This window comes from Paraburkholderia sp. GV068, assembly GCF_003058125.1.
In the GTDB taxonomy this organism is placed as follows: Bacteria; Pseudomonadota; Gammaproteobacteria; order Burkholderiales; family Burkholderiaceae; genus Paraburkholderia; species Paraburkholderia graminis.
Map to the genome: position 1 here is coordinate 505,165 of NZ_QBUB01000001.1, position 23,931 is coordinate 529,095.

Annotated in this window: 15 protein-coding genes and 1 tRNA gene; 9 read left to right on the forward strand and 7 right to left on the reverse strand. The window is 63.1% G+C overall.

The window, feature by feature from the left end; all coding sequences use genetic code 11:
* Positions 1-146: 146 nt before the first annotated feature.
* Positions 147-2,291, forward strand: a complete 2,145-nt coding sequence (locus tag C8K18_RS02300) for a prolyl oligopeptidase family protein (protein ID WP_107706545.1) — start codon at positions 147-149, stop codon at positions 2,289-2,291.
* A gap of 31 nt (positions 2,292-2,322) precedes the next feature.
* Here C8K18_RS02300 and xth read toward each other — a convergent pair whose 3' ends face one another.
* Positions 2,323-3,099, reverse strand: coding sequence for an exodeoxyribonuclease III (gene xth / locus C8K18_RS02305; protein WP_053858451.1), 777 nt, complete (start codon positions 3,097-3,099; stop codon positions 2,323-2,325).
* Between the two features lie 210 nt (positions 3,100-3,309).
* On the opposite strand from xth, the gene C8K18_RS02310 reads away from it, so the two are divergent.
* Positions 3,310-3,597 carry a hypothetical protein gene (locus C8K18_RS02310; protein WP_006051248.1) on the forward strand — a complete coding sequence of 96 codons (288 nt, stop codon included), beginning with the start codon at positions 3,310-3,312 and terminating at the stop codon, positions 3,595-3,597.
* A gap of 102 nt (positions 3,598-3,699) precedes the next feature.
* Positions 3,700-3,776: transfer RNA gene (locus C8K18_RS02315), tRNA-Met, on the forward strand.
* 52 nt (positions 3,777-3,828) lie between these two features.
* On the opposite strand, the gene C8K18_RS02320 is transcribed toward C8K18_RS02315, so the two are convergent.
* On the reverse strand, positions 3,829-4,545 hold the full coding sequence (locus tag C8K18_RS02320; protein WP_107706546.1) for an aspartate/glutamate racemase family protein: 717 nt from the start codon (positions 4,543-4,545) through the stop codon (positions 3,829-3,831).
* Positions 4,546-4,746: 201 nt separating this feature from the next.
* Between C8K18_RS02320 and C8K18_RS02325 the strand changes: the two genes are divergently transcribed.
* Entirely contained in the window at positions 4,747-6,039 is a 1,293-nt protein-coding gene (locus tag C8K18_RS02325) for an amidohydrolase family protein (protein ID WP_107706547.1), read from the forward strand.
* A gap of 86 nt (positions 6,040-6,125) precedes the next feature.
* Here C8K18_RS02325 and C8K18_RS02330 read toward each other — a convergent pair whose 3' ends face one another.
* Complete coding sequence (locus C8K18_RS02330) at positions 6,126-8,234, reverse strand: M3 family metallopeptidase (protein ID WP_107706548.1); 2,109 nt, start codon at positions 8,232-8,234, stop codon at positions 6,126-6,128.
* Between the two features lie 278 nt (positions 8,235-8,512).
* Here C8K18_RS02330 and C8K18_RS02335 point away from each other — a divergent pair, with 278 nt between their 5' ends.
* Positions 8,513-9,667 (forward strand): acyltransferase, encoded by a 1,155-nt coding sequence (locus C8K18_RS02335; RefSeq protein ID WP_107706549.1) that lies wholly within the window; start codon positions 8,513-8,515, stop codon positions 9,665-9,667.
* 208 nt (positions 9,668-9,875) lie between these two features.
* Here the strand turns inward: C8K18_RS02335 and folD are convergent, their stop codons facing one another.
* The 3 genes from folD to fixL form a co-directional block, all read right to left on the reverse strand.
* Positions 9,876-10,736, reverse strand: a complete 861-nt coding sequence (gene folD / locus C8K18_RS02340) for a bifunctional methylenetetrahydrofolate dehydrogenase/methenyltetrahydrofolate cyclohydrolase FolD (protein WP_006051253.1) — start codon at positions 10,734-10,736, stop codon at positions 9,876-9,878.
* 311 nt (positions 10,737-11,047) lie between these two features.
* Positions 11,048-11,692 carry an oxygen response regulator transcription factor FixJ gene (gene fixJ, locus C8K18_RS02345; protein ID WP_006051254.1) on the reverse strand — a complete coding sequence of 215 codons (645 nt, stop codon included), beginning with the start codon at positions 11,690-11,692 and terminating at the stop codon, positions 11,048-11,050.
* Entirely contained in the window at positions 11,689-14,205 is a 2,517-nt protein-coding gene (fixL, locus tag C8K18_RS02350; protein ID WP_006051255.1) for an oxygen sensor histidine kinase FixL, read from the reverse strand. Before fixL ends, fixJ begins: the two co-directional genes overlap by 4 nt.
* A 275-nt stretch (positions 14,206-14,480) precedes the next feature.
* Here fixL and aceE point away from each other — a divergent pair, with 275 nt between their 5' ends.
* The 3 genes from aceE to lpdA all read left to right on the forward strand — a co-directional run bounded on the left by aceE (position 14,481) and on the right by lpdA (position 20,946).
* Positions 14,481-17,177 carry a pyruvate dehydrogenase (acetyl-transferring), homodimeric type gene (gene aceE, locus C8K18_RS02355; RefSeq protein WP_006051256.1) on the forward strand — a complete coding sequence of 899 codons (2,697 nt, stop codon included), beginning with the start codon at positions 14,481-14,483 and terminating at the stop codon, positions 17,175-17,177.
* A 95-nt stretch (positions 17,178-17,272) separates the two neighbouring features.
* On the forward strand, positions 17,273-18,934 hold the full coding sequence (gene aceF, locus C8K18_RS02360; protein ID WP_006051257.1) for a dihydrolipoyllysine-residue acetyltransferase: 1,662 nt from the start codon (positions 17,273-17,275) through the stop codon (positions 18,932-18,934).
* A gap of 251 nt (positions 18,935-19,185) precedes the next feature.
* Positions 19,186-20,946 carry a dihydrolipoyl dehydrogenase gene (gene lpdA / locus C8K18_RS02370; protein ID WP_107706550.1) on the forward strand — a complete coding sequence of 587 codons (1,761 nt, stop codon included), beginning with the start codon at positions 19,186-19,188 and terminating at the stop codon, positions 20,944-20,946.
* A 356-nt stretch (positions 20,947-21,302) separates the two neighbouring features.
* Here lpdA and C8K18_RS02380 read toward each other — a convergent pair whose 3' ends face one another.
* Positions 21,303-21,875: a phasin family protein gene (locus C8K18_RS02380; RefSeq protein ID WP_006051259.1), complete on the reverse strand. Its 573-nt coding sequence runs from the start codon at positions 21,873-21,875 to the stop codon at positions 21,303-21,305.
* Between the two features lie 769 nt (positions 21,876-22,644).
* Between C8K18_RS02380 and pbpG the strand changes: the two genes are divergently transcribed.
* The gene (gene pbpG, locus C8K18_RS02385; RefSeq protein WP_107706551.1) at positions 22,645-23,829 is read left to right on the forward strand and encodes a D-alanyl-D-alanine endopeptidase; all 1,185 of its coding nucleotides are present in this window, start codon (positions 22,645-22,647) and stop codon (positions 23,827-23,829) included.
* Positions 23,830-23,931: the final 102 nt, after the last annotated feature.

Below are 23,931 nucleotides of genomic sequence, written 5' to 3' on the forward strand. Positions count from 1 at the left end.
GAAGGCGGCGGGCGGCGGCATGGATATCGCGTCCGGCCGCCGCTTGCGCCTTTATCCGAACATCCAGACATTGAACCGCCGCGCAAACACCGCCGCTTCTCGCGCGGCAAGGCATAATCAACGCTGTTTTTATCCGACAGCTCACGATGCCTCCTGCCTCTTCCGCTAGTTCTCCCTGGCCGTTTTCCACCGATCCGTTCCTGTGGCTCGAAGCGCTCGACGACCCCGAAGCACTCGCGTGGGTCGACGAGCAGAACGCCCGCACCCGGGCCGCGTGGTGCAGCGGCGAGCGACTCGACACGCTCACACAATGGCTCGCCGATGCGTATCTGCCGCGCGAACGCCCCGTCATTCCCACTCGATGGAAAGAGTGGGCGTACGACCTGTGGCAGGACGACCGCAATCCCAAAGGGCTGTGGCGGCGCACCACGTGGGCGGCGTGGCGCGGCGGTAAGCCTGAGTGGCAGAACCTGATCGACTTCGACGCGCTAGGCGAAGCCGAAGGCACGCCGTGGGTCTGCGTCGAGTTCGACATTCTTTACCCGGATGGCGATCGCGCGCTGATCACCATGTCGCCAGGCGGCTCCGACGCGGTCGTCGTGCGCGAGTTCGACATCGACGCGCGACGCCTGGTCGACGACGGTTTTGTGATCGCGAAGGCGGGCAAGCATGCGGCGTCGTGGATCGACCGCGATACGCTTTACGTCGGCTGGGACAATGGGAGCGAGAGCCTGACGCGCTCCGGCTATCCGCGCGAAGCGCGGCGCTGGACGCGCGGCACGGCGCTCGCCGACGCGCCCGTGGTGTTCGAGGGCGCGTATGACGACATCGGCGTGCAAGCGCACTACGATCCGGTGGAAAAGCGTCACACGGTAGTGAGCAGCGTCGATTTCTTCGACTCGCACAGGTACTACCTCGACGCGGCGAACGGCGTCCCGCTTGCCGCCGATGCGTGGCGTCGTTACGACGTGCCCTCGCATGTCGCGGTGGGCGGCTGGAACGGCTGGCTGCTGCTCGAGCCGCGCCTCGACTGGCATTACGATGAAGTGATGTATCCGGGCGGCGCGCTGCTGGCGATCCGTGAAGACGCGTTCCTGCGCGGCGAGCGCGAGGTCACGCCGTTGTTCATCCCGACTTCGCAGACGTCCGCCTGCGAATGGACGCACACGCGCAACCAGCTCATCGTGTCGTATCTGGAAGACGTGCAGAACAAGACCTTGCTGTTCACGCCGATGCAATCCGCCGATCACACATGGCAGTGGCAACAGCGTGTCTTCCCGTCGCACGGCGAGGGGCAGGCCGACGTCTCGCCGGTGGAGTCGACGTTGAACGACGAAGTGTTCGTCGATACCGACGACTATCTGCAGCCGCCCGCGTACTGGCTCGCCGATCTTGCCCGCGACGATCTCACCGCGTGGGAGTTGGTCCACCGCTGGCCGACGCAGTTCGACGCGACGCGCTATGTGGTGACGCGCGGTGACGCCGTTTCCGCGGACGGCACGCGCGTGCCGTACACGGTGATCGGACCGCGCGACGCGCAAGCTGCCGCCGAGCGCATGGATCATGCGGATCGCACCGAACAGCCTGTCACGCGGCCGTGTCTGCTGACCGGCTATGGCGGCTTCGCGATTCCGTTATTGCCGAGCTATCTCGCGGGGCAGGGCATCGGCTGGCTCGAGCGCGGCGGCGTGTACGTGGTCGCGCACATTCGCGGCGGCGGCGAGTTCGGCACGCCCTGGCACACGGCGGCGCAGACCGAGCATCGGCAACGCGCTTTCGACGATTTCATCGCGGTGGCCGAAGCGCTTGTCGCAAGTGGCGTGACGAGCGCCGCGCAACTCGGCATCCAGGGCGGCAGCAACGGTGGCCTGCTGGTCGCGGCGTGCATGGTGCAGCGCCCGGAACTGTTCGGCGCGGTGGTCTGCGAAGTGCCGCTGCTCGACATGAGCCGCTATCACCTGCTGCATGCCGGCGCGTCGTGGATCGACGAATACGGCGATCCCGACGATCCCGCCGACGCGCGCGTGCTCGCCGCCTACTCGCCGTATCACCGCGTGACGGCGGGCGTGAAGTATCCGCCGGTGATGTTCACGACGTCAACCGCCGACGACCGCGTGCATCCTGGCCATGCCCGCAAGATGGCGGCGCGCATGCAGGCGCTTGGCGTGGATAACGTGTGGTATCGCGAGAATACGGAAGGCGGTCACGGCGGCTCCGACGAACTGGAGCAGGCCGAGCACGACGCGATGGTGTTCGAGTTTTTGTGGGGAACGCTGGGGGTTTCGGCTTGAGCGTGTGTGCGAATGCGCCGGGGCGCCTCTATCAACCTAGTTGCGCGACGACCGGCGCGTGGTCCGACGGCTGGTCCCATTTGCGCGGCACCTTGTCGACCTCGCACGAAGCGCAGGTTTCTGCCAGCGCCTTCGACAGCAGAATATGGTCGATGCGCAGACCCGCGTTGCGGCGGAAAGCCATCATCCGGTAGTCCCACCACGAATAGATTTTTTCCGGCTGCTCGAACCGACGGAATGCATCGACGAGACCGAGTTCGATCAGCCGCACGAACTCCGCGCGTTCTTCCGGCGACACCAGGTTTTGACCTTCCCAGGCTTTCGGATCGTGCACGTCGCGGTCGTCGGGTGCGATGTTGTAATCGCCGAGCAGCGCGAGCTTCGGATACAGCGCCATCTCGCTTTTGACCCAGTCGTGCAGCGCGGCAAGCCAGCGCAGCTTGTATGCGAACTTGTCGGTGCCGGGTGCCTGGCCGTTCGGAAAATAGGCGGAAATAATGCGCACGCCCTCGACGGTCGCCGCGACCACGCGCTGCTGCAAGTCATCAAAGCCCGGAATGTTTCGCACGACGCTCGCTTCGTCCACGTTGAGCCCCGCGCGCACCAGAATGCCGACGCCGTTGTACGTCTTCTGGCCCGCGAACCAGCTCCGGTAGCCTTTCTCTTCGAGTTCCGCGCGCGGAAACTTTTCGTCGGGCAGCTTCAGTTCCTGAAGGCACAGTACGTCGGTGCCGCTGGTTTCGAGCCAGTCGATCACGTGCTGCTGGCGGACTTTGAGTGAGTTGACGTTCCAGGTGGCGATTTTCACGGGAGATTCTCAAGCTGAATGGCGCAGGAGCCGTAGCTTACCAGCGCCCGCGCGAAGGCGACGATTTCCGCGGCGCTCGCACCCGTACTCACGCCCACACCGCGCGGCGCGCGTCGAAAATAAAAAGCCGATGCGTGCCGTGCGCAGCGTATAGTGGGGTGATATTCACAATTCGACTCACTCAGGCACCGGCGTGCACCGGAGGGCATCATGGCTCAGGCTTATCCAGATCTTTATAAGGACTTCGAAGTGCATCCGCTGGTTTTCTCGCGGGCGTTCGACAAATTCGACGGTCACAAGCGGCATGCGGAAGGCTACGACGTCGCGGTGCGCGTCTGCCGTCCGGGTGCCATTAGCGGTTCGAAGGCGAGCCGTGTGTTCCGTCTCGTGCTGCCCGCCACGTTCTCCGACTTCGGCGTTGCAAAACGCAGCGCGAGTCAGTACGGCGCGGATATTATCGACGGCAAGATCGAGGGCGCGACGGTTCAGGACCTGTGATTCGCGGTGCGGGTTTTTGCGCGTCGAATTGCATGCCGACACCGTTAGTCGAAGCAATAGTTTGACGTTTTGCCGACGCCCCTATATACTCTTTTTCTCTGACGCGGGGTGGAGCAGTCTGGCAGCTCGTCGGGCTCATAACCCGAAGGTCGTAGGTTCAAATCCTACCCCCGCAACCAGGCATTATTGAAAGCCCGCTGGCGCAAGCCACGCGGGCTTTTTCATTTGCTGTCAGTCATCCGCAATCGCCTCATCGCCCCCAATCGCCCACTCCACCGCCGCTTGCGCATGCAACGCCGTCGTATCGAACACGGGCAGCACGGAATCTTCCGCCTTGATCAGCAACGTAATCTCGGTGCAGCCGAGAATCACCGCCTGCGCGCCGCGCGCGGCCAGCGATTCGATCACGCCTTGATATGTCGCGCGCGACTCGCTCTTCACGTTGCCGTGACACAGCTCATCGTAGATGATGCGGTGCACGTCCGCGCGTTGCGCTTCTTCCGGCACCAGCGTTTCAAGGCCGTAGCGCTCGCGCAGCCGTCCCGTGTAAAAAGCCTGCTCCATCGTATAGCGCGTGCCGAGCAAACCGACTCGTTCGACGCCCGCCGCGCGCAGCGCGTTGCCGGTCGGATCGGCGATATGCAGGAACGGCACATGAATGGCGCGCTCGATCGACTCATACACGCGATGCATCGTGTTGGTCGCAAGCATCACGAGCCCGGCGCCGCCGCGTTCGAGTTGACGCGCCGCATCGGCCATCTGTTCGCCGAGCGCGTGCCAGTCGCCCGCGCGCTGATTCGCTTCGATGGGCGCGAAGTCCACCGTCAGCATCAGGCTGCGCGCGTTGTGATGACCGCCGAGGCGCGCCTTCGCGTGACGGTTGAGCAGCCTGTAATACTCGGCGGAAGATTCCCAACTCATGCCGCCGATCACACCTATCGTCTTCATCCGCACGCTCCTCAATGAACAACGCCATAACGTGAACCGAGTATAGGTGCGCCGTGCCGCGGGTTGCCGGTACGGATTGCTCGCCGTCGGCCGGTACGGGGATCCCAATTTAAGCGCGTACAAAACCGGCGCGGCCTTTCTGACGCCGATAGAATCGTCATGAATCACGACGCGAACGCCGACACAAAAAAGGAGCGAGATATGGACCTGATCATCCGCCGCGCGATGCTGCCGCCACGCGTCGCGCCGCAACCCAAGCACACGGTCGACATCGGCATCGAAGCGGGGCGCATCGTCGCGGTGGAAGCGAATCTGGCCGCCGTCGCGCGCGAGGAATTCGACGCGGCCGGCTCGCTCGTCACGCCGCCTTTCGTCGATCCGCATTTCCATATGGACGCAACGCTGTCCTACGGTTTGCCACGCGTGAACGCGTCGGGCACGCTGCTCGAAGGCATCGCGCTGTGGGGCGAACTCAAGCCGCATCTCACGCAGGAGGCGCTGATCGAACGCGCGATGCAGTACTGCGACTGGGCGGTCGCGCGCGGGCTGCTGGCGATCCGCAGTCACGTCGATGTGTGCGATCCGCGTCTGCTCGCCGTCGAGGCGCTCGTCGAAGTGAAGCGCCGTGTCGCGCCGTATCTGGACCTGCAACTCGTGGCGTTTCCGCAAGACGGCGTGCTGCGCAGTGCCGGCGCTTTCGAAAACCTGAAGCGGTCGATTGCAATGGGCGTCGACGTGGTCGGCGGCATTCCGCATTTCGAACGCACGATGGCCGACGGCGCGCAGTCCGTGCGCATGTTGTGCGAGTACGCGGCCGAGCAGGGCTTGCGAGTGGACATGCACTGCGACGAATCCGACGATCCGATGTCGCGCCACATCGAAACGCTCGCCGCCGAAACGCAGCGCCTCGGCTTGCATGGGCGCGTCACCGGTTCGCATCTCACGTCGATGCATTCGATGGACAACTACTACGTGAGCAAGCTGTTGCCGCTGATGCGCGAGTCGGGTGTATCGGCGATTGCCAATCCGCTCATCAACATCACGTTGCAGGGACGCAGCGACACATATCCGAAGCGGCGCGGCATGACGCGCGTGCCGGAGATGATGGCGGCGGGCATCAACGTCGCGTTCGGCCACGATTGCGTGATGGACCCGTGGTACAGCCTCGGCTCGGGCGACATGCTCGAAGTCGCGCACATGGGCTTGCACGTCGCGCAGATGACGGGCGTCGAAGGCATGCACGCGTGCTTCGACGCGGTCACGGTGAACGGCGCGCGCATTCTCGGTCTGGAAGACTACGGTGTCGCGCCGGGCTGCGCCGCCAACCTCGTGCTGCTCGACGCGCGCGATCCGGTGGAAGCGATCCGCCTGCGCGCGGCGCGGCTGGCGGTGATCAGCCGCGGCAAGGTGGTGAGCCGCGCACCGGCGGCGCGCGCGGCGCTGTCGCTCGAAGGACGTCCTTCGGAAGTGGACTTCAAGCTGCATCGCGACTGACCTGACCGCCGTACGCAGCCAGCAAAAAAGCCGGTGTCCGCATTGTGCGGAACACCGGCTTTTCATCGCATCACGACACCATCCATTCAGTGCGCGGCGGCAGGCGTCATGCCGTTATGCCGCAGCAGCGCGTCGATGTTCGGCTCGCGTCCGCGGAACGCCTTGAACGACTCCATCGCCGGGCGGCTGCCGCCCACTTCGAGAATCTCCTTGCGATAGCGCATGCCGGTTGCCTGATCGAGCACACTGCCGCTCGCCGATTGCGCGGCTTCCTCGAATGCCGCATACGCGTCGGCGGACAGCACCTCGGCCCACTTGTAGCTGTAGTAGCCCGCCGCATAACCGCCCGCGAAAACGTGGCTGAACGTGTTCGGCCAACGCGAGAAGGGCGCTTGCGGCACGACATGAAAACGCTCGTTGATCTCGCTCGCGAGTTGCGTCGCGTTCTTCGTCCCGGTTGCGTCGAAGCCGGTATGCAACTGCATGTCGAACATCGAGAACACGATCTGCCGCAACGTGCCGAGCCCGCTCTGGAAATTCTTCGCGGCAAGCATCTTGTCGAACAGTTCGCGCGGCAGCGGCTGCGCCGTTTCGACGTGCGAGGTCATGTCGGAGAGCACGTCCCACTCCCAGCAGAAGTTCTCCATGAACTGCGACGGCAGTTCGACCGCGTCCCACTCGACGCCGTTGATGCCGGACACGCCGAGTTCATCGACGCGCGTCAGCATGTGATGCAGCCCGTGCCCAAACTCGTGGAAGAGCGTGATGACTTCGTCGTGCGTGAAGCATGCAGGCTTGCCGCCGACCGGCGCCGAGAAGTTGCAGGTCAGATACGCGACCGGCGTTTGCACGCCGCCGTGCGTATGCTTGTGACGGCCGCGCGCGTCGTCCATCCAGGCGCCGCCGCGTTTGCCTTCGCGTGCGTACAGGTCGAGGTAGAACTGTGCGACGAGGCCGCCGTCCTGATTCTCGACGCGGAAAAAGCGCACGTCCGGATGCCACACAGCGGCTTCGTCGCGGCGGATACGCACGCCGAACAAAGTCTCGGTGACTTTAAAAAGGCCCTTGAAAACAGCGTCCTCCGGGAAATACTGCTTCACTTCGTTCTCAGAAAACGAATAGCGCTTCTGACGCAGGCGCTCGGCGGCAAACGTCATGTCCCACGGTTGCAGGTCGCTCAGGCCGAGTTCATTCGCCGCGAATTCGCGCAGTTCCTTCCAGTCCTGCTCCGCATGCGGACGCGCGCGCGTGGCGAGGTCCTCGAGGAAGCTCATGACCTGTTCCGGCGATTCCGCCATTTTCGGCGCGAGCGAGACTTCGGCGAAATTGTTGTAGCCGAGCATGTGCGCTTCTTCCGCGCGCAGTTTCAACTGTTCCGCGAGCACCGACGTGTTGTCCCACTCGGGCTTGCCGTTGCCGTATTGCGGACCGAGTTCCGACGCGCGCGTCACATACGCGCGGTACATCGCCTCGCGCATCGGACGGTTCTCCGAGTACTGCATGACCGGGAAGTACGACGGGAAATGCAGCGTGAATTTGTAGCCGGTCTTGCCGTCGCGCTCAGCCGCTTCTTTCGCGGCTTCGATCACGTCTTCAGGCAGACCGGCGAGTGCCGCTTCGTTGCCGGCTTCGACGACATACGCATAAGCGTTCGTCGCATCGAGCACGTGATCGGAAAACGCCTTCGAGAGCGCCGCCTGCTTCTCCTGCAATTCGGCGAAATGCGGCTTCTGGTCCTCGGGCAATTCGGCGCCGGACAGACGGAAATCGCGCAGCGCGTTGCTGAGAATCTTCTGGCGCTCACTGCTGAGCGCGGCGAATTCGTCGCTTGCGTTCAGCGTCTTGTACTTCTCGTACAGCGCAAGATTCTGCCCGACGCTCGACCAGAACTCGGTCACGCGCGGCAGGTTTTCGCCATACACGGCACGCAGTTCGGGCGTATCGGCAACAGCGTTCAGATGACCGACGACGCTCCATGCGCGCGACAGCGGTTCGGTCGCGCGCTCGACGGGCTCGACGACATCGGCCCACGAAGCGGGTGTAACCGGCAAAGCGGCGCGCTCGACTGCGGCCGCTGCATCGGCGAGCAGCACATCGAGCGCGGGCGTGACGTGTTCGGGGCGGATTTCGCCAAAGCGCGGCAGGTCGGAGAAATCGAGGAGCGGGTTGTCGTGATTCGAGACGGTAGTGGACATGAGGCTTCCTGTCTGACGCGGGTGAACGGTTGATGACTAACGGTTACTTTAACCGGTGCTGGGCGGCGTGCGCGCGGCGGCGCCCCATCGCACCTGACATCCATAGTATTGGGGCAGGCATACAAATTACCAGATGTCGCGGCGCGCGGCGCTTCTGTGCGAAAGCGAACTGTGTCAAACGGCGCCGCGCCGCATGCTGATGCGTCCGTCGCTTGACTGCCGAGTGGCGGCTCAGCACTTCAGTTGACGCTTTCCGACGCTTTCTCCCAGAGGTATCGATGCACCCGCTTTCGCACGCTCTATCGCGCAACGGCAACAATTTCGACCTGGTGCGGCTTGTCGCCGCCGTGGCCGTCGTGTATGGCCATTCGTATCTGCTGCAGGCGCCGGACGGCTCGAGCGACTGGGTCCACAACGCGCTCGGTTTCGACGGCTTCGGCGCGCTCGGCGTCTACGCGTTCTTCCTGTTGAGCGGCATGCTCGTGACCGCGAGCTTCGACCGTCAACGCTCGGCGCCGCGCTTTGCGGTGCTGCGCATCGCGCGTCTGTGGCCGGCAGTGGCGCTCGGCTCGCTGGTGACGGTGTTCATCGTCGGGCCGTTGTTCACGACGCTGCCGCTGCGCGAGTATTTCAGCTCCGGTATGACGTGGTCGAACCTCGACAACTTTTCCACCATCGTGATGAACACCGGCTGGGCGCTGCCCGGCGTGTTCGAACACAACCGCTTTCCCGTCGACGTCAGCAGTCCGCTATGGACGCTTCCGCTGCAAGTGCGCTGCTATCTGATCGTGCTCGCGGCGGGCATGCTCGGTCTGCTGTCGAGCCCGCGCGGCGCATTGCTCGCCGCGGCGCTCGGCATCGCCGCCTTCGTGCTGCGCGTTCATTTGCCGCCGCATCTGACGCCGCATTCGCTGCCGCTCGTGCAGATCGGCTTGCGCGACTTCAGCGACACGCCCGGCGGCTATTCGTTCTGGCCGGAGCCGTTCTTCATGCTCGGCGTGCTGCTGTATGGCTTGCGCGAGCGGATCGACATTCACGGTCTGATGACGCTCGCGTTGACGATGGTTTTTCTGGTGTTTCGCGATACGGCGGGCGCGCAGCCGTTGTTCTATCTGGCTATTGTGTATGGCGTGCTGTGGGTCGGCACGACGCCGTTGTTGCGGCGTTTCGTGCCGCGCCATGACTACTCGTACGGCATCTATCTGTATGGCTTCATGGTGCAGCAATGCGTGGCGAGTATCGCGCCGCAATTGAGTCATGTGACGGCGGTGCTGATCGCCGCGCCGTTTATCGTGCTGTGCGCCGCGCTGTCGTGGCACTGTGTCGAACGGCCGGTGCTGATGTGGTGCCGCGCTCGCCTCGCGCGCCCGCGTGCGGTGCGTGCCGACGCGCGGCCGGCGAGCGAGCGGGGCGCGCGCGAAACCGTGCGCTGACGGTCATGCAGCAAGCGTTGGATTCGAAGGGTGATGGAGTGAGACTGAGGTGCGAGGAGAAGCAGGGCGGGGACGCAGACGAGCGTGAGTCATAACGAGCCGGACAAAACCTCGACTCACGCCGATATGAAAGCAGCAGTCAAACCGGGGTTGCGTAGCGAGTTGAAAGCGCGGGGCTGGCAGTTGCCCAGCGCTTTCCTTTTTTCCTTCAGGCCTTCTTCGCTGCCTCGCGCTCCGCGGCTTCGATCGTATTTACGAGCAGCATCGTGATGGTCATCGGACCGACGCCGCCCGGCACCGGCGTGATGTAGCCGGCCACTTCCTTGACGCCCGCGAAATCGACGTCGCCGCACAGCTTGCCGGCCTCGTCGCGATTCATGCCGACGTCGATCACGGCCGCGCCCGGCTTCACCATGTCGGCGGTGACGAGGTTGCGCAGGCCGGTGGCCGCGACCACGATGTCGGCATTGCGCGTGTGCGCGGCGAGATCGCGCGTCTTGCTGTGGCAGATCGTGACCGTCGCGCCCGCTTCGAGCAGCAGCAGCGCCATCGGCTTGCCGACGATGTTCGAGCGGCCGATCACCACCGCGTTCGCGCCTTGCAGCGGAATCTCATAGGCGGCGAGCATCTTCATCACGCCGTACGGCGTGCACGGACGGAACAGCGGCTTGCCGGTCAGCAGCGCGCCCGCGTTGGCGACGTGAAAGCCGTCCACGTCCTTCTCGGGCGCGATCGCCTCGATCACCTTGTGGCTGTCGATATGCGGCGGCAGCGGCAGTTGCACGAGAATGCCGTGGATCAGCGGGTCGCGATTGAGTTCGTCGATACGCTCGAGCAGTTCGGCTTCGGACAGGTCCGCCGGATAACGGTCGAGCGACGAGCCCAGACCATTGTCGTGGCACGCCTTGACCTTGTTGCGCACGTAGACTTCGCTGGCCGGATTGTCGCCGACGAGCACGACAGCGAGCCCCGGCTGATGGCCGCGGGCGGTCAGCGCGGCGGCGCGTGCGGCGACGTCGGCGCGCAGTGTCTTGGAGAGGGCGAGGCCGTCGATCAGTTTGGCAGTCATGGTCGGTCGAGAGGGGCAGTATGGAAAGCGGAGCAGCGCGTGCCGCGCGCGATGGCGTTTTTCAGCAGCAACGGGTCGGCACATGAAAAGCGCGCGACGCTAATCGGAGATAGGCGTCGCTGCAAAGTCCGTCATTATACCGGCGTGCGCGCGGGCAAGCCGACGACGTCCGCGTTAGCGGACGGCTCGCGCCGAGGCGAGCAGACAGAAGAGATAGCGGAGAAGAGCCGGACTGGACAGTCCGGCCGATGACGAATGCCACACGGCGCGCCGCGGCAACTGCCGGACGCGCCGCCGACGCTTGCCAGTATTTATTGCGCCGGTTGCGGTTTGTTCGACAGCGCGAGTCGCAGCAGATCGGCGACCGTGTTCACGTTGAGCTTTTCCATGATGTTCGCGCGATGCGCTTCGACCGTCTTGATGCTGATGCCGAGGTCGTCGGCGATCTGCTTGTTCAGGCGGCCCGCGATGATGCGCTCCAGCACCTGATGCTCGCGCGCGGTCAGCTTGCCCAGGCGCTCGGCGGCGGCGCGCTGCTGCTGCACGCTGGTGCTTTCGCTGCGCGCCTTGTCGAGCATGCGCTCGACCAGCTTGCGCAGCTCGGCTTCGTCGAACGGCTTTTCGATGAAGTCCATCGCGCCTTTTTTCATCGTGGACACGGCCATCGGCACATCGCCATGACCCGTCACGAAGATGATCGGCAGCGACGCGTTGTCGGCGATCAGGCGTTCCTGCAGTTCCAGTCCGCTCATGCCGGACATCCGCACATCGAGAATCAGGCAGGCAATCTGGCCCGGATGCTGATGCGGCTGCCATGCGTCGATAAACTGCTCGGCGCTGGAGAAGCACTGCACGCGGTAGCCGTTCGCCTCCAGCAGCCAGCGCAGCGAATCTCGCACGGCCTCGTCGTCGTCGACGACAAAGACAGTTTCCTGTGTGGTGACTGGGCTGTTCATAGCTCTCCCGTAACGGTTTGTGGTGTCGGCGCCTCTGACCCGCCGTTGCTCGGGCCGTCAGGCTCTCCAATAGGCAGACTGCAATGGAACGTGGCGCCTGTGATGTGGCCGTCTGACTCGACGTTGTTGACCACCCACAGACGACCGCGGTGCGATTCGATAATCGAACGGCAAATGTTCAGCCCCATGCCCATGCCGTCGGACTTGGTGCTGTAAAACGGTTCGAACAGCCGCTCGGCGGTTGCTTCGTCGACGCCCGGGCCCTGATCCACGACGCTGATGTTGACAAAGCCGCCCTCCAGCCGCACGACGACGCGGATCACCGGATCGACCGCGTTGGGCCGCGCTTCCGCCATCGCCTCGGCGCCGTTCTTCAACAGGTTGACCAGCACCTGCTCGATCAGCACGGGGTCGACGTAAATGACGGGCAGCCGCGAGCGCATGTCGGTGACGATGCGAATGCGCCGCTTGCGCACTTCGATTTCGGCGAGACCCACGGCGTCCGCGACGATGTCCGCGACGCGCGTCGCCTGGCGCTTCGGCTCGCTGCGTTTCACGAACTCGCGAATGCGCTTGATGATCATGCCGGCGCGCACTGCCTGCTGTGCGGTTTTTTCGAGCACGGGCAGCAGATTGTCAGGCGTCGTCCGACCGGATTTAACCAGCGCAACGGTTCCGGAGCAATAGTTATTGATGGCGGCGAGCGGCTGATTCAGTTCGTGTGCGAGCGACGACGCCATTTCGCCCATCGTCATCAGACGGCTCGTGAACTGCAGCTTTTCGTCCTGCTGGCGCGACAGTTCCTGCGCCTGCTTGCGCGTGGTGATGTCGGTTGCGATCTGCATCTGCGCGAGGTGGCCGTCCACCCACTGGATGTACTGACGGCGCACTTCGAACCACTTCTGGATGCTTTGCACGTAGATTTCCTGCGCGTCGGCCGTGCTTTCGGTCAACGCCGCGGCGGGCAGTCCCGCGTATGTGTCCACCATATCGATCGAATCCGACGACGCCTGTGCGCTATCGAACCCGCCGCCCGCCAATTCCAGATGACCGTCCGGGCGGATGCCGAACAGATGCCGGTAGTAGCGGTTGGCGAACAGCAGTTCGGCTTCGTCGGCGGCGAGCACGGACACGGCCGCGTCGAGACTTTCGAGCACGGTGGTGAAGCGCTCATGCGCGGCGGCGAGTTCCTCGCGCGCGCGCTTCGGCTCGGTGATGTCGGTCATCGACGACATCCAGCCGGTCTGGCGGCCCGAGCTGTCGATCAGCGGTGATACATACAGACGCGCGTGGAACGTGGAGCCGTCCTTGCGGCGCACCCGCAATTCGAATCCCGACGACGGCGCCTTGCCGCGCAGCGTCATGTCGAGCTGGCGCTGCATTTCCGGATAGGCGTCGCGCGGCCAGTAGGCGAACGGCGCCGTCTTGCCGACGAGGTCGCTTTCGTCCCAGCCGGTCATGCGGCAAAACGCGGGATTAACGTGCGTGATGCGGCCGTGCATGTCGAGCACGCGCATGCCGATGAGCACGGAGTTTTCCATCGCGCGGCGGAAGAACGCTTCGGCGTAGAGCGCCTGCTGCGCCTCGAAGCGCTGCCGCGTGTGCTTCCACAAGCTCCACAAACTCCACAACACGAAGCACGACAAACCGGCCACCAGCCACACGAGCGTGTTGTTGGTGAAGTTCGTCATCTGCGGGAACGCGTACACGCGCACCGAGACGCCCTGGCCCGGCGGATCGAGCGGCAGATCGTAGAACATGTCGCGCGGCAGGCGCGGACGCGTGGACGTGGTGGTCAGCTCGCGGTTGTTCGCGTCGACGATCGAAATCTTGTACTTCGCCGACAGCTCGGGCGGAATATCGTGCTTAAGAATGCCTTCGACCGAAAACACCGCGGCGATCGACCCGAGAAATTCGCGGTCGCGAAAGACCGGCGTTTGCAGTGTGATGTAGCCGTTGCCGAGGTCGTCGTAGATGAGCGGCGAATACACCTGGCGGCGCGTGCTGCGCGCCTCGGCGAACGCGGCTTTGACCGCTTCGTCCATTTGCGTGTCGTTCGGCTTGGCGAGACGCTGGCCGAACACGGGCAGCGCGGTATTGGGCCAGCGCGGCTGCTGCTGGCTCGTGTACCAGTTCATGTAGAGGATTTCGGGATGCCCCTGCATGATGTCCGTGGTAGACACCTGGAACGACTGCGGATCGGCGTGGCCCGCGGCGAGGTCGCGCGCGAGCGCCTGGATCTGTTCCTGCGCGCCGGTCATGGACAGGCGAATCTGCTGCTGGGCCCACGCGACGTTGCGGTAAAGCGTGTCTTCCTGCTGCTGCTGCTCGCGCCGGTTCAGGCTCCACAAAATCAGGCTCATGACGACCAGGAACACCAGGATCGACAGGAGCGGCGTCAGCAAATAGGAATTGGACCACCAGGGCCCATGGTGCCAGCGGGAGGACGGCGACGAATCCGCCGGCGAACCAGCGTTGCGCGCCGATCGAGCGAAAAGCCGTTCGGTCAACATGCGTGGCATTGTAGCGCAGCGCGTAGCTAGCAAATCACGCAAAAAATCACTGAAAGTGCCGTTATTCGGCGCACACTAGCCGACGTATCCGGGGAAAGGCAGTCAAATCAGGTTGCGCTGCAACAATTTTCCGCATTATGAGAGCCGATCTCGTAATTCGAAAATTTTGTTGCGTGGACGTCGGGACCCTTATTACAATCGGCCGAAGCTGCCGCGGCCGTGCTTCGTCCGCGTCGTCTGTTCAAAGAGCGTTCCTCTATATCCAGGAGACGAGCATGTCCGCTGTACCCGACGAAGTCATGAAATATGTCGCCGCTGAAAAAGACGACGATCCCCAGGAAACCGGCGAATGGCTGGAAGCGCTGGATGGCGTGATTTCTGCTGTTGGCCCCGACCGTGCGCACTACCTGATCGAGAAACAGATCGAATTCGCCCGCGTGCATGGCGAACATCTGCCGTTCTCCGCTAACACCCCGTACATCAACACGATTCCCGTCGCGCGCCAGGCGAAGATTCCCGGCGACCAGGACATCGAACACCGCATCCGCTCGTACACGCGCTGGAACGCCATCGCGATGGTGCTGCGCGCGGGCAAGGACACCAACGTCGGCGGCCATATCGCGTCGTTCGCGTCGGCGGCCACGCTGTATGACGTCGGCTTCAACCACTTCTGGCACGCGCCGTCGCCCGAACATGGTGGCGACCTCGTATTCGTGCAGGGTCACTCGTCGCCGGGTGTTTACTCGCGCGCGTTCCTGCTTGGCCGCCTGACCGAGCAGCAGCTCGACAACTTCCGCCAGGAAGTGGGCGGCGAGGGCATCTCGTCATATCCGCATCCGTGGCTGATGCCGGATTTCTGGCAATTCCCGACCGTCTCGATGGGCCTCGGCCCGATCATGGCGATCTATCAGGCGCGCTTCATGAAGTACATGCAGGCGCGCGGCATCGCGAAGACCGACGGCCGCAAGGTCTGGGCTTTCCTCGGCGACGGCGAAACGGACGAGCCGGAATCGCTCGGCGCGATCGGCATGGCCGGCCGCGAGCGGCTCGACAACCTCGTGTTCGTGATCAACTGCAACCTGCAGCGCCTCGACGGTCCGGTGCGCGGCAACGGCAAGATCATCCAGGAACTGGAAAGCGAATTCCGCGGCGCGGGCTGGAACGTCATCAAGGTCGTGTGGGGCAGCCGCTGGGATGCGCTGTTCCAGCGCGACAAGTCGGGCGCGCTGATGCGCCGCATGATGGAAGTCGTCGACGGCGAATATCAGACGTACAAGTCGGAGTCGGGCGCGTTCGTTCGCGAGCACTTCTTCAATACGCCGGAACTGAAGGCGCTGGTCGCCGACTGGTCGGATGAAGACGTGTGGAACCTGAACCGCGGCGGCCACGATCCGCACAAGATCTACGCCGCGTTCCACGAAGCCACGCAGACCAAGGGCCAGCCGACCGTCATCCTCGCGAAGACGATCAAGGGCTACGGCATGGGCGAAGCCGGCCAGGCGATGAACATCACCCACCAGCAGAAGAAGATGCAGGTGGAGCAGCTGAAGAAATTCCGCGACCAGTTCCGTCTGCCGATCTCCGACGAAGACCTCGTCAACGTGCCGTACCTCAAGTTCGAAGAAGGTTCGAAGGAACTCGAGTACATGCGCGCTCGCCGCCAGGAACTCGGCGGCTATCTGCCGGCGCGCCGTCAGAAGGCCGAGTCGCTGCCGGTGCCGGAACTTGCGGCATTCGAGCCGCTCCTGAAGGGCACGGGCGAAGGCCGCGAAATTTCCACGACGATGGCGTTCGTGCGGATTCTCAACATCCTGCTGAAGGACAAGGCGCTCGGCAAACGCATCGTGCCGATCGTCCCGGACGAGTCGCGTACGTTCGGCATGGAAGGTCTGTTCCGTCAGATCGGCATCTGGAATCAGGACGGCCAGAAGTACATTCCGGAAGATTCCGACCAGCTCATGTTCTACCGCGAGTCGGAAACCGGTCAGATCCTGCAGGAAGGCATCAACGAAGCCGGCGGCATGTCCGACTGGATCGCAGCCGCGACGTCGTACTCGACGCACGGCGAGATCATGATCCCGTTCTACATCTTCTACTCGATGTTCGGCTTCCAGCGCATCGGCGATCTGGCATGGGCCGCGGGCGACATGCGCTCGCGCGGCTTCCTGCTGGGCGGCACGGCGGGCCGCACGACGCTGAACGGCGAAGGTCTGCAACACGAAGACGGCCACTCGCTGCTGTGGGCCGCGTCGGTGCCGAACTGCATCAGCTATGACCCGACGTTCGGTTACGAACTCGCGGTCATCATGCAGGACGGCCTGCGCCGCATGGTCGCGGAGCAGGAAGACGTGTACTACTACATCACGGTGATGAACGAGAACTACGAGCACCCGGCGATTCCGCAGGGCGAGCATGTAGCGGCCGACATCATCAAGGGCATGTACGCGTTCCGCAAAGCCGACGCTGACAAGAAAGCGCCGCGTGTTCAACTGATGGGCGCGGGCACGATCTTCAACGAAGTGATCGCCGCCGCCGACCTGCTGAAGAACGACTGGGGCGTCGCCGCCGATCTGTGGAGCGTGCCGAGCTTCACGGAACTCGCTCGCGAAGGTCACGAAGTGCAGCGCTGGAACATGCTGCATCCGACGGAAGAAAAGAAGCTCTCGCACGTCGAGAAGCTGCTGAAGGGCGCGCCTGGTCCGGTCATTGCCTCGACCGATTACGTTCGCGCGCTGACCGAGCAGATTCGCGCGTTCGTGCCGCAGAAGTTCGTCGTGCTGGGCACGGACGGCTATGGCCGTTCGGACACGCGCGAGAAGCTGCGCCACTTCTTCGAAGTCGACCGCTACTGGGTCACGGTTGCCGCGTTGAATGCACTGGCAGACGAGGGCACGATCGAACGCAAGGTCGTCGCCGAGGCGCTCAAGAAGTACAACCTTGATCCCGCCAAACCCAACCCGATGACCGTCTAAGGCATCATTCCCCGTGTGCCACGGCGTGCGCGCCCGCCACTGACCGGTTCCGACCGGCAGCGGCAGTCGCGTGCGCGGCCCAGGAGACACTAACAATGAGTCAAGCGATCGAAGTCAAGGTGCCGGACATCGGCGATTACAAGGACATTCCTGTGATCGAGGTGCTGGTCAAGGCGGGTGATACCGTCGAGAAAGAGCAATCGCTCGTTACGCTGGAGTCCGACAAGGCGACGATGGATGTGCCGAGTTCGGCGGCCGGCGTCGTCAAGGAAGTGAAGGTCAAGGTCGGCGACAACGTGTCGGAAGGTTCGCTGATCGTAGTGCTGGATGGCGCTGAAGGCGGCGCGGCTGCGGCTGCTCCGGCGGCTGCGCCTGCACCCGCACCTGCGGCTACTCCCGCGCCTGCACCGGCTGCGGCTCCGGCCGCTGCACCGGCTGCAAGCGGCGGCGGTCTGCAGGAAGTCAAAGTGCCGGATATCGGCGACTACAAAGACATTCCCGTGATCGAAGTCGCGGTGAAGGTCGGCGATCGCGTCGAGAAAGAGCAGTCGCTGGTCACGCTGGAATCCGACAAGGCGACGATGGACGTGCCGAGTTCCGCGGCCGGCGTCGTCAAGGAAGTGAAGGTCAAGGTCGGCGATACCGTGTCGGAAGGCTCGGTGATCGTCGTCGTGGAAGCCGAAGGCGGCGCTGCGGCGCCCGCGCCGGCTCCTGCGGCCAAGCCGCAAGCCGAGAAGCCGTCGGATGCGCCTGCCGCGCCGTCGCCCGCACCGGCCGCTCCGTCCGCACTCGCACAAGCGCCTTCGATCCCGGCCGGCGAGGGCGGTTCGCGCCGCGCGAGCCACGCTTCGCCGTCGGTGCGCAAGTTCGCGCGCGAACTCGGCGTCGACGTGACGCAGGTTCAGGGCACAGGTCCGAAGGGCCGCATTACGCAAGCCGACGTCACCGCGTTCATCAAGGGCGTGATGACGGGCCAGCGTGCCGCGCCGGCCGGCGCAGCCGCGCCCGCAGCCGGCGGCGGCGAGCTGAATCTGCTGCCGTGGCCGAAGGTCGACTTCTCGAAGTTCGGCCCGTTCGAAGCGAAGCCGCTGTCGCGCATCAAGAAGATTTCGGGCGCGAACCTGCATCGCAACTGGGTCATGATTCCGCACGTCACGAACAACGACGAAGCGGACATCACCGAACTCGAAGCGTTGCGCGTGCAGTTGAACAAGGAAAACGAAAAGGCCGGCGTGAAGATCACGATGCTGGCGTTCGTCATCAAGGCCGTTGTGTCGGCGTTGAAGAAATTCCCGACGTTCAACGCGAGCCTCGACGGCGACAACCTCGTGTTCAAGCAGTACTACCACGTGGGTTTTGCCGCCGATACGCCGAATGGTCTCGTCGTTCCGGTGATTCGCGATGCGGACAAGAAGGGTCTCGTCGAGATCGCGAAGGAAATGACCGATCTTTCCAAGGCCGCGCGTGAAGGCAAGCTCAAGCCGGATCAGATGCAAGGCGGCTGCTTCTCGATTTCGTCGCTGGGCGGCATTGGCGGCACTAACTTCACGCCGATTATCAATGCGCCTGAAGTCGCCATTCTTGGGCTGTCGCGTGGCGCGATGAAGCCGGTTTGGGACGGTAAGCAGTTCGTGCCGCGTCTCATGCTGCCGCTGTCGTTGTCTTACGACCATCGGGTGATCGACGGGGCTGAGGCTGCGCGCTTCAATGCGTATCTTGGGGCGATTCTTGCCGATTTTCGGCGTGTGATTCTTTGATGTGGTGTTGCGCGGGGCGCTGGTTTTTTTCTGTGATCAGTGTCTCTCTGTAGAACCTGTTTTCTTAGTGGTCTATTGGCGTCGCCCCTGTGCGGGGCGGCACCTACTTTTCTTTGTCTTCCAAAGAAAAGTAGGCAAAAGAAAGGCGCGTCCTTCGGCGGACTGCAAAGGGTGATTCTGTTTGGCGCGCTGCCAGTTTTTGGGCCCTGGGCTGGTTCTTCTCATCACCATCAACAAGACTAGGGGACACTATGAGTCTCGTCGAAGTAAAAGTGCCGGATATCGGTGACTTCAAGGACGTCGATGTCATCGAAGTCAATATCAAACCGGGCGATGCAATCGAAAAAGAACAGTCGCTGCTGACGCTCGAGTCCGATAAGGCATCCATGGAAGTGCCGAGCGATACCGCCGGCATCGTCAAGGAAATCCGTATCAAAGCCGGCGATAAAGTATCGCAAGGCACCGTCATCGCGCTCGTCGAAACGTCCGGCGAAGCAGCGCCCGCTAAAGAAACACCGAAGGCCGCGGAAAAAGCGCCTGCACCCGCGCCGGCTGCCGCCGCTGCGCCCGCGCCGCAAGCGGGCAGCTTCTCGGGCAGCGCGGACATCGAGTGCGACATGCTCGTGCTCGGGTCGGGCCCTGGCGGCTATTCGGCTGCATTCCGGTCCGCCGATCTCGGTATGAAGACGGTGCTCGTCGAGCGTTATTCGACGCTTGGCGGCGTGTGCCTGAACGTGGGCTGTATTCCGTCGAAGGCGCTGCTGCACACGGCGCTCGTTATCGACGAAGCCGAAGCGCTCGGCGCGCACGGCATCACGTTTTCCAAACCGCAGATCGATCTGGACAAGCTGCGCGACTTCAAGTCGGGCGTCGTCAAGAAGCTGACCGGCGGTCTCGCCGGCATGGCGAAGATGCGCAAGGTCGAAGTGGTCACGGGCACCGGCGCGTTCGTCGATCCGAACCATATGGAAGTGCAAACCGAGGGCGGCAAAAAGGTCGTCAGGTTCAAGCAGGCGATCATCGCCGCGGGCTCGGAAGCGGTGAAGCTGCCGTTCATTCCGGAAGATCCGCGTGTGGTCGATTCGACCGGCGCGCTCGAGCTGCGTCAGATTCCGCAACGCATGCTGGTGATCGGCGGCGGCATCATCGGGCTCGAAATGGCGACGGTCTACGCCACGCTCGGCGCGAAGATCGACGTCGTCGAAATGCTCGACGGTCTGATGGCCGGCGCGGATCGCGATCTGGTCAAGGTCTGGGAAAAGTACAACAGCAAGCGTTTCGCCAACGTCATGCTGAAGACCAAAACCACCGCGGCCGAAGCGAAAGAGGACGGCATCTACGTGTCGTTCGAAGGGGAGAAGGCTCCGGCGGAAGCGCAGCGCTATGACCTCGTGCTGGTCGCGGTCGGACGCTCGCCGAACGGCAAGAAGATCGGCGCGGACAAGGCCGGCGTGGCGGTGACGGATCGCGGCTTTATCGACGTCGACAAACAGATGCGCACCAACGTGCCGCACATCTTCGCGATCGGCGATATCGTCGGTCAGCCGATGCTCGCGCATAAGGCCGTCCACGAAGGACACGTTGCCGCCGAAGCCGCTCACGGCGAGAAGGCGTACTTCGACGCGCTGCAGATTCCGTCGGTGGCATATACCGATCCCGAAGTGGCGTGGGCCGGCAAGACCGAAGACCAGTTGAAGGCAGAAGGCATCAAGTACGGCAAGGCGGTGTTCCCGTGGGCCGCATCGGGCCGCGCGATTGCCAACGGCCGCGACGAGGGCTTCACGAAGCTGCTGTTCGACGAGGAAACGCATCGCGTGATCGGCGGCGGTATCGTCGGTCTGAATGCGGGTGACCTCATCAGCGAAGTGTGCCTCGCGATCGAAATGGGCGCGGACGCGGAAGACATCGGCAAGACGATTCATCCGCACCCGACGCTCGGCGAATCGATCGGGATGGCCGCCGAACTGTACGAAGGCGTCTGTACCGATTTGCCGCCGCAGAAAAAGAAGTAATGCGTTTGGCTCATCCGCATGCGTGCGGATGGCGCTCAAAAGAAACGGCGCGCCCTTTGCGGGGCGCGCCGTTTTTCATCTGAAGCTCAATCGCATTCGAGCCGCGGCCCGAAACGAAGCAACGCCGCGAACGCCGCGCAAAAAAATCCCGGCGCTTCGCCGGGCAAACGATACGTCATTCAACGTATCGGAGCGTTCGGCCAATTGAAACCGTGTGAGCGGCAACGGCACGACGCTGTTGCTTACAGCAACGCCGGCGCAGCGATGAAGCTGGGCCGGCGCAAACGATGCCCGAAGCAAGGCCTCGGGTCAGTCGACCCAGGCTCCGACAGCGAGCCTGGAAGCAGACCGGAAACTTAGACCGGCTTCTTGGCCGAGCGCGAAGCTTGTGCAGCGGCTTGCGATGCAGCCTTCGAAGCGGCCGTGGCGGCTGCGTTGAAGTTGCTTTCCGCGATTTCGACAGCTTGCTTCGTGGCCTTGTGGACCGTTTCGTACGTGGTGTTGGCGGCAGTGATGGCCGACTTGATCACGGCGACAGCGGTTTCCGAACCGGCCGGTGCATTCTTCGCGACGTTTTCGACGAGCGACTGAACCTTGCGGTTCTGCTCTTCGAACTGCGCTTCCGCTACGCGGGCGAACTCGCCTTGCGTTGCCGAAACGATTTCGTACACGTGACGGCCGTACGACAGCGCCTTTTCAGCGACCGGCTGCGCGAGGCTCGCTTGCAGTGCCAGCAGTTCCTGCGCGTCTTTCACCGACAGCGCGCGCTGGGCATTTTCCTGGCTTTCCGCGAGCGTGGATTTCACGACTTGCAGGTTCAGTTCGACCAGCTTTTCGACGCCTTCGAATGCCTTGGTGGTGAGGCCGAACAGCGTTTCGAAGTTGGCTTTCTGGGCTGCAGCGAATTGCTCGGGGGTCAGCAAAGTCATGGTTTACGCTCCTGGATCGCGGCCGAACTCTGCGACCGCATTGGGGTGGTGGCGAGACGCACAAATTCGTCTGCCCGGACCGCGATGTATTGTGCATCGCAGCAATGAGTTCTATTTTAAGATGGCGCCAAGGAATGTCAAGTGGTTTTTGTGCATTGCACAATCTTAAGAAACCACTTAGGAAACAATAGCTTATGCGCTCTGAATGACAGCCGCATGACGCGGAACGATTGACCGCTCTTGCCAGTGGAAAGTCCGAAAACGGTATTTTGTTCCGGCTCCAACAACCTCTCCGAGGCGCTTTTGCGTGCACCGCAGAAAAAACCGTGAGGGTCTATTTAACAAAAGCTCGGCGCGGATGCGAATTGATGTAAACCATAAACTGTCACGGAACGTTAATCGTTGATGCCGGTCGAACGCGCGTCTGCGATTTGCAGCGGGCATTTAAGACAACGTCCGCTGCGCGTGTTGGCTCGCTTGCGTCCGCGGCGCGAGACCTCGTTGGCCGCGACAGCCGTGTTTCCCCTCATCAAGGTTGTCTCGAAATTGCCGTTATGCTGAAAGGACCACACCCTTTTTCAGGGTGACGGTGGTGGCGAGGCGCGGCGCTCCGATCGTTTTTATCGATCGAAGCGCGGCACTTATTTGCGTTTTTGCGATCGGAGCTTATAAGCTGGTTTAAGGAGCGCAGATAAGTGCTTCAAATTGCTAATTTTTCGTTGTTTTACTACACTTGCGGAACCCTCTCGCCGCTCCCTACAGAACACCCATGAAAACCGACATGTTTTCGTCGCTAAAAGTGATCCACGGCGCGGCGCGCAGCACCGCTTTGTCGGTGGCCGCCTCCATGGTCCTCGCGGCGGCGCTTGGCACGCCCGTGAGCACTTTTGCCGCGACGCCCGCTGCATCCGCAAAAACTTCGAAGCACGCGAAGGCCGCCAAGAAGCCCGCCGCCGCAACCAAGGTCTCCGGCAAAGCTGTAAAAGCCGGCAGCAAAGGCGCGGTCGCAAAGGCCGCCGCCGCTGATGACGACGCGCCGCGCGCGAGCGTCAAGCGCAAGCGCGTGACCTATACGTCGAACGGCCGTCACCACTCGGTGGTGCGGCGCGTTGCCTATGAGCCGCGCCAGCCGACCGTCGGCCAGGCATTCGGCCTGCACGAGACGCCGGACGCGCTGATGCTGCGCTCGAGCGTCGCGTACGTGGTCGACCAGAACACCGGCGAGTCGCTCTTCGATAAAAACTCGCGCGCCGTGGTGCCGATCGCGTCCATCACGAAGCTGATGACCGCGATGGTCGTGCTGGATTCGAAAGAGCCGATGACCGATCAGCTCGAAGTCACGGACGAAGACCGCGACTACGAAAAGAACACTGGCTCGCGCCTGTCCGTCGGCTCGGTGCTGTCGCGCGAAGACATGCTGCATATCGCGCTGATGGCGTCGGAAAACCGTGCTGCCGCCGCGCTGTCGCGCTACTACCCGGGCGGCCGGCCGGCGTTCCTCGCGGCCATGAACGCGAAGGCGCGGCAACTCGGCATGACCGACACGCACTTTGAGAATCCCACCGGCTTGACGAGCCAGAACGTGTCGAGCGCGCGCGATCTCGTGAAGATGGTCAATGCCGCGTATCAATATCCGCTGATCCGCCGGTTCTCGACGGACCGCAGCTACGAGGTGTACACGGGCAAGCGCACGCTCGCGTACAACAGCACGAATGCGCTCGTGCGTAACCCGACGTGGGAGATCGGTCTGCAAAAGACCGGCTTCATCAACGAAGCGGGCGAGTGCCTCGTGATGCAAGCCAATATTCATGGCCGTCCGATGGTGCTCGTGCTGCTCGACTCGTCGGGCAAGTACTCGCGTTTCGCCGACGCCACGCGGCTGCGCACGTGGCTCGACAACGGCGGCGATCAGGCGCGTATCACGAGCGCGGACGCCGGCGGGCCGGGCACCTGAGCGCGCTGTGTTTCTGGGTTTGCGGTCGGTTTAAGAATCGGTCGCCACAATTGAAAAGCCCCGCATTTGCGGGGCTTTTTCGTTGCACGCTGCGATTCGTCG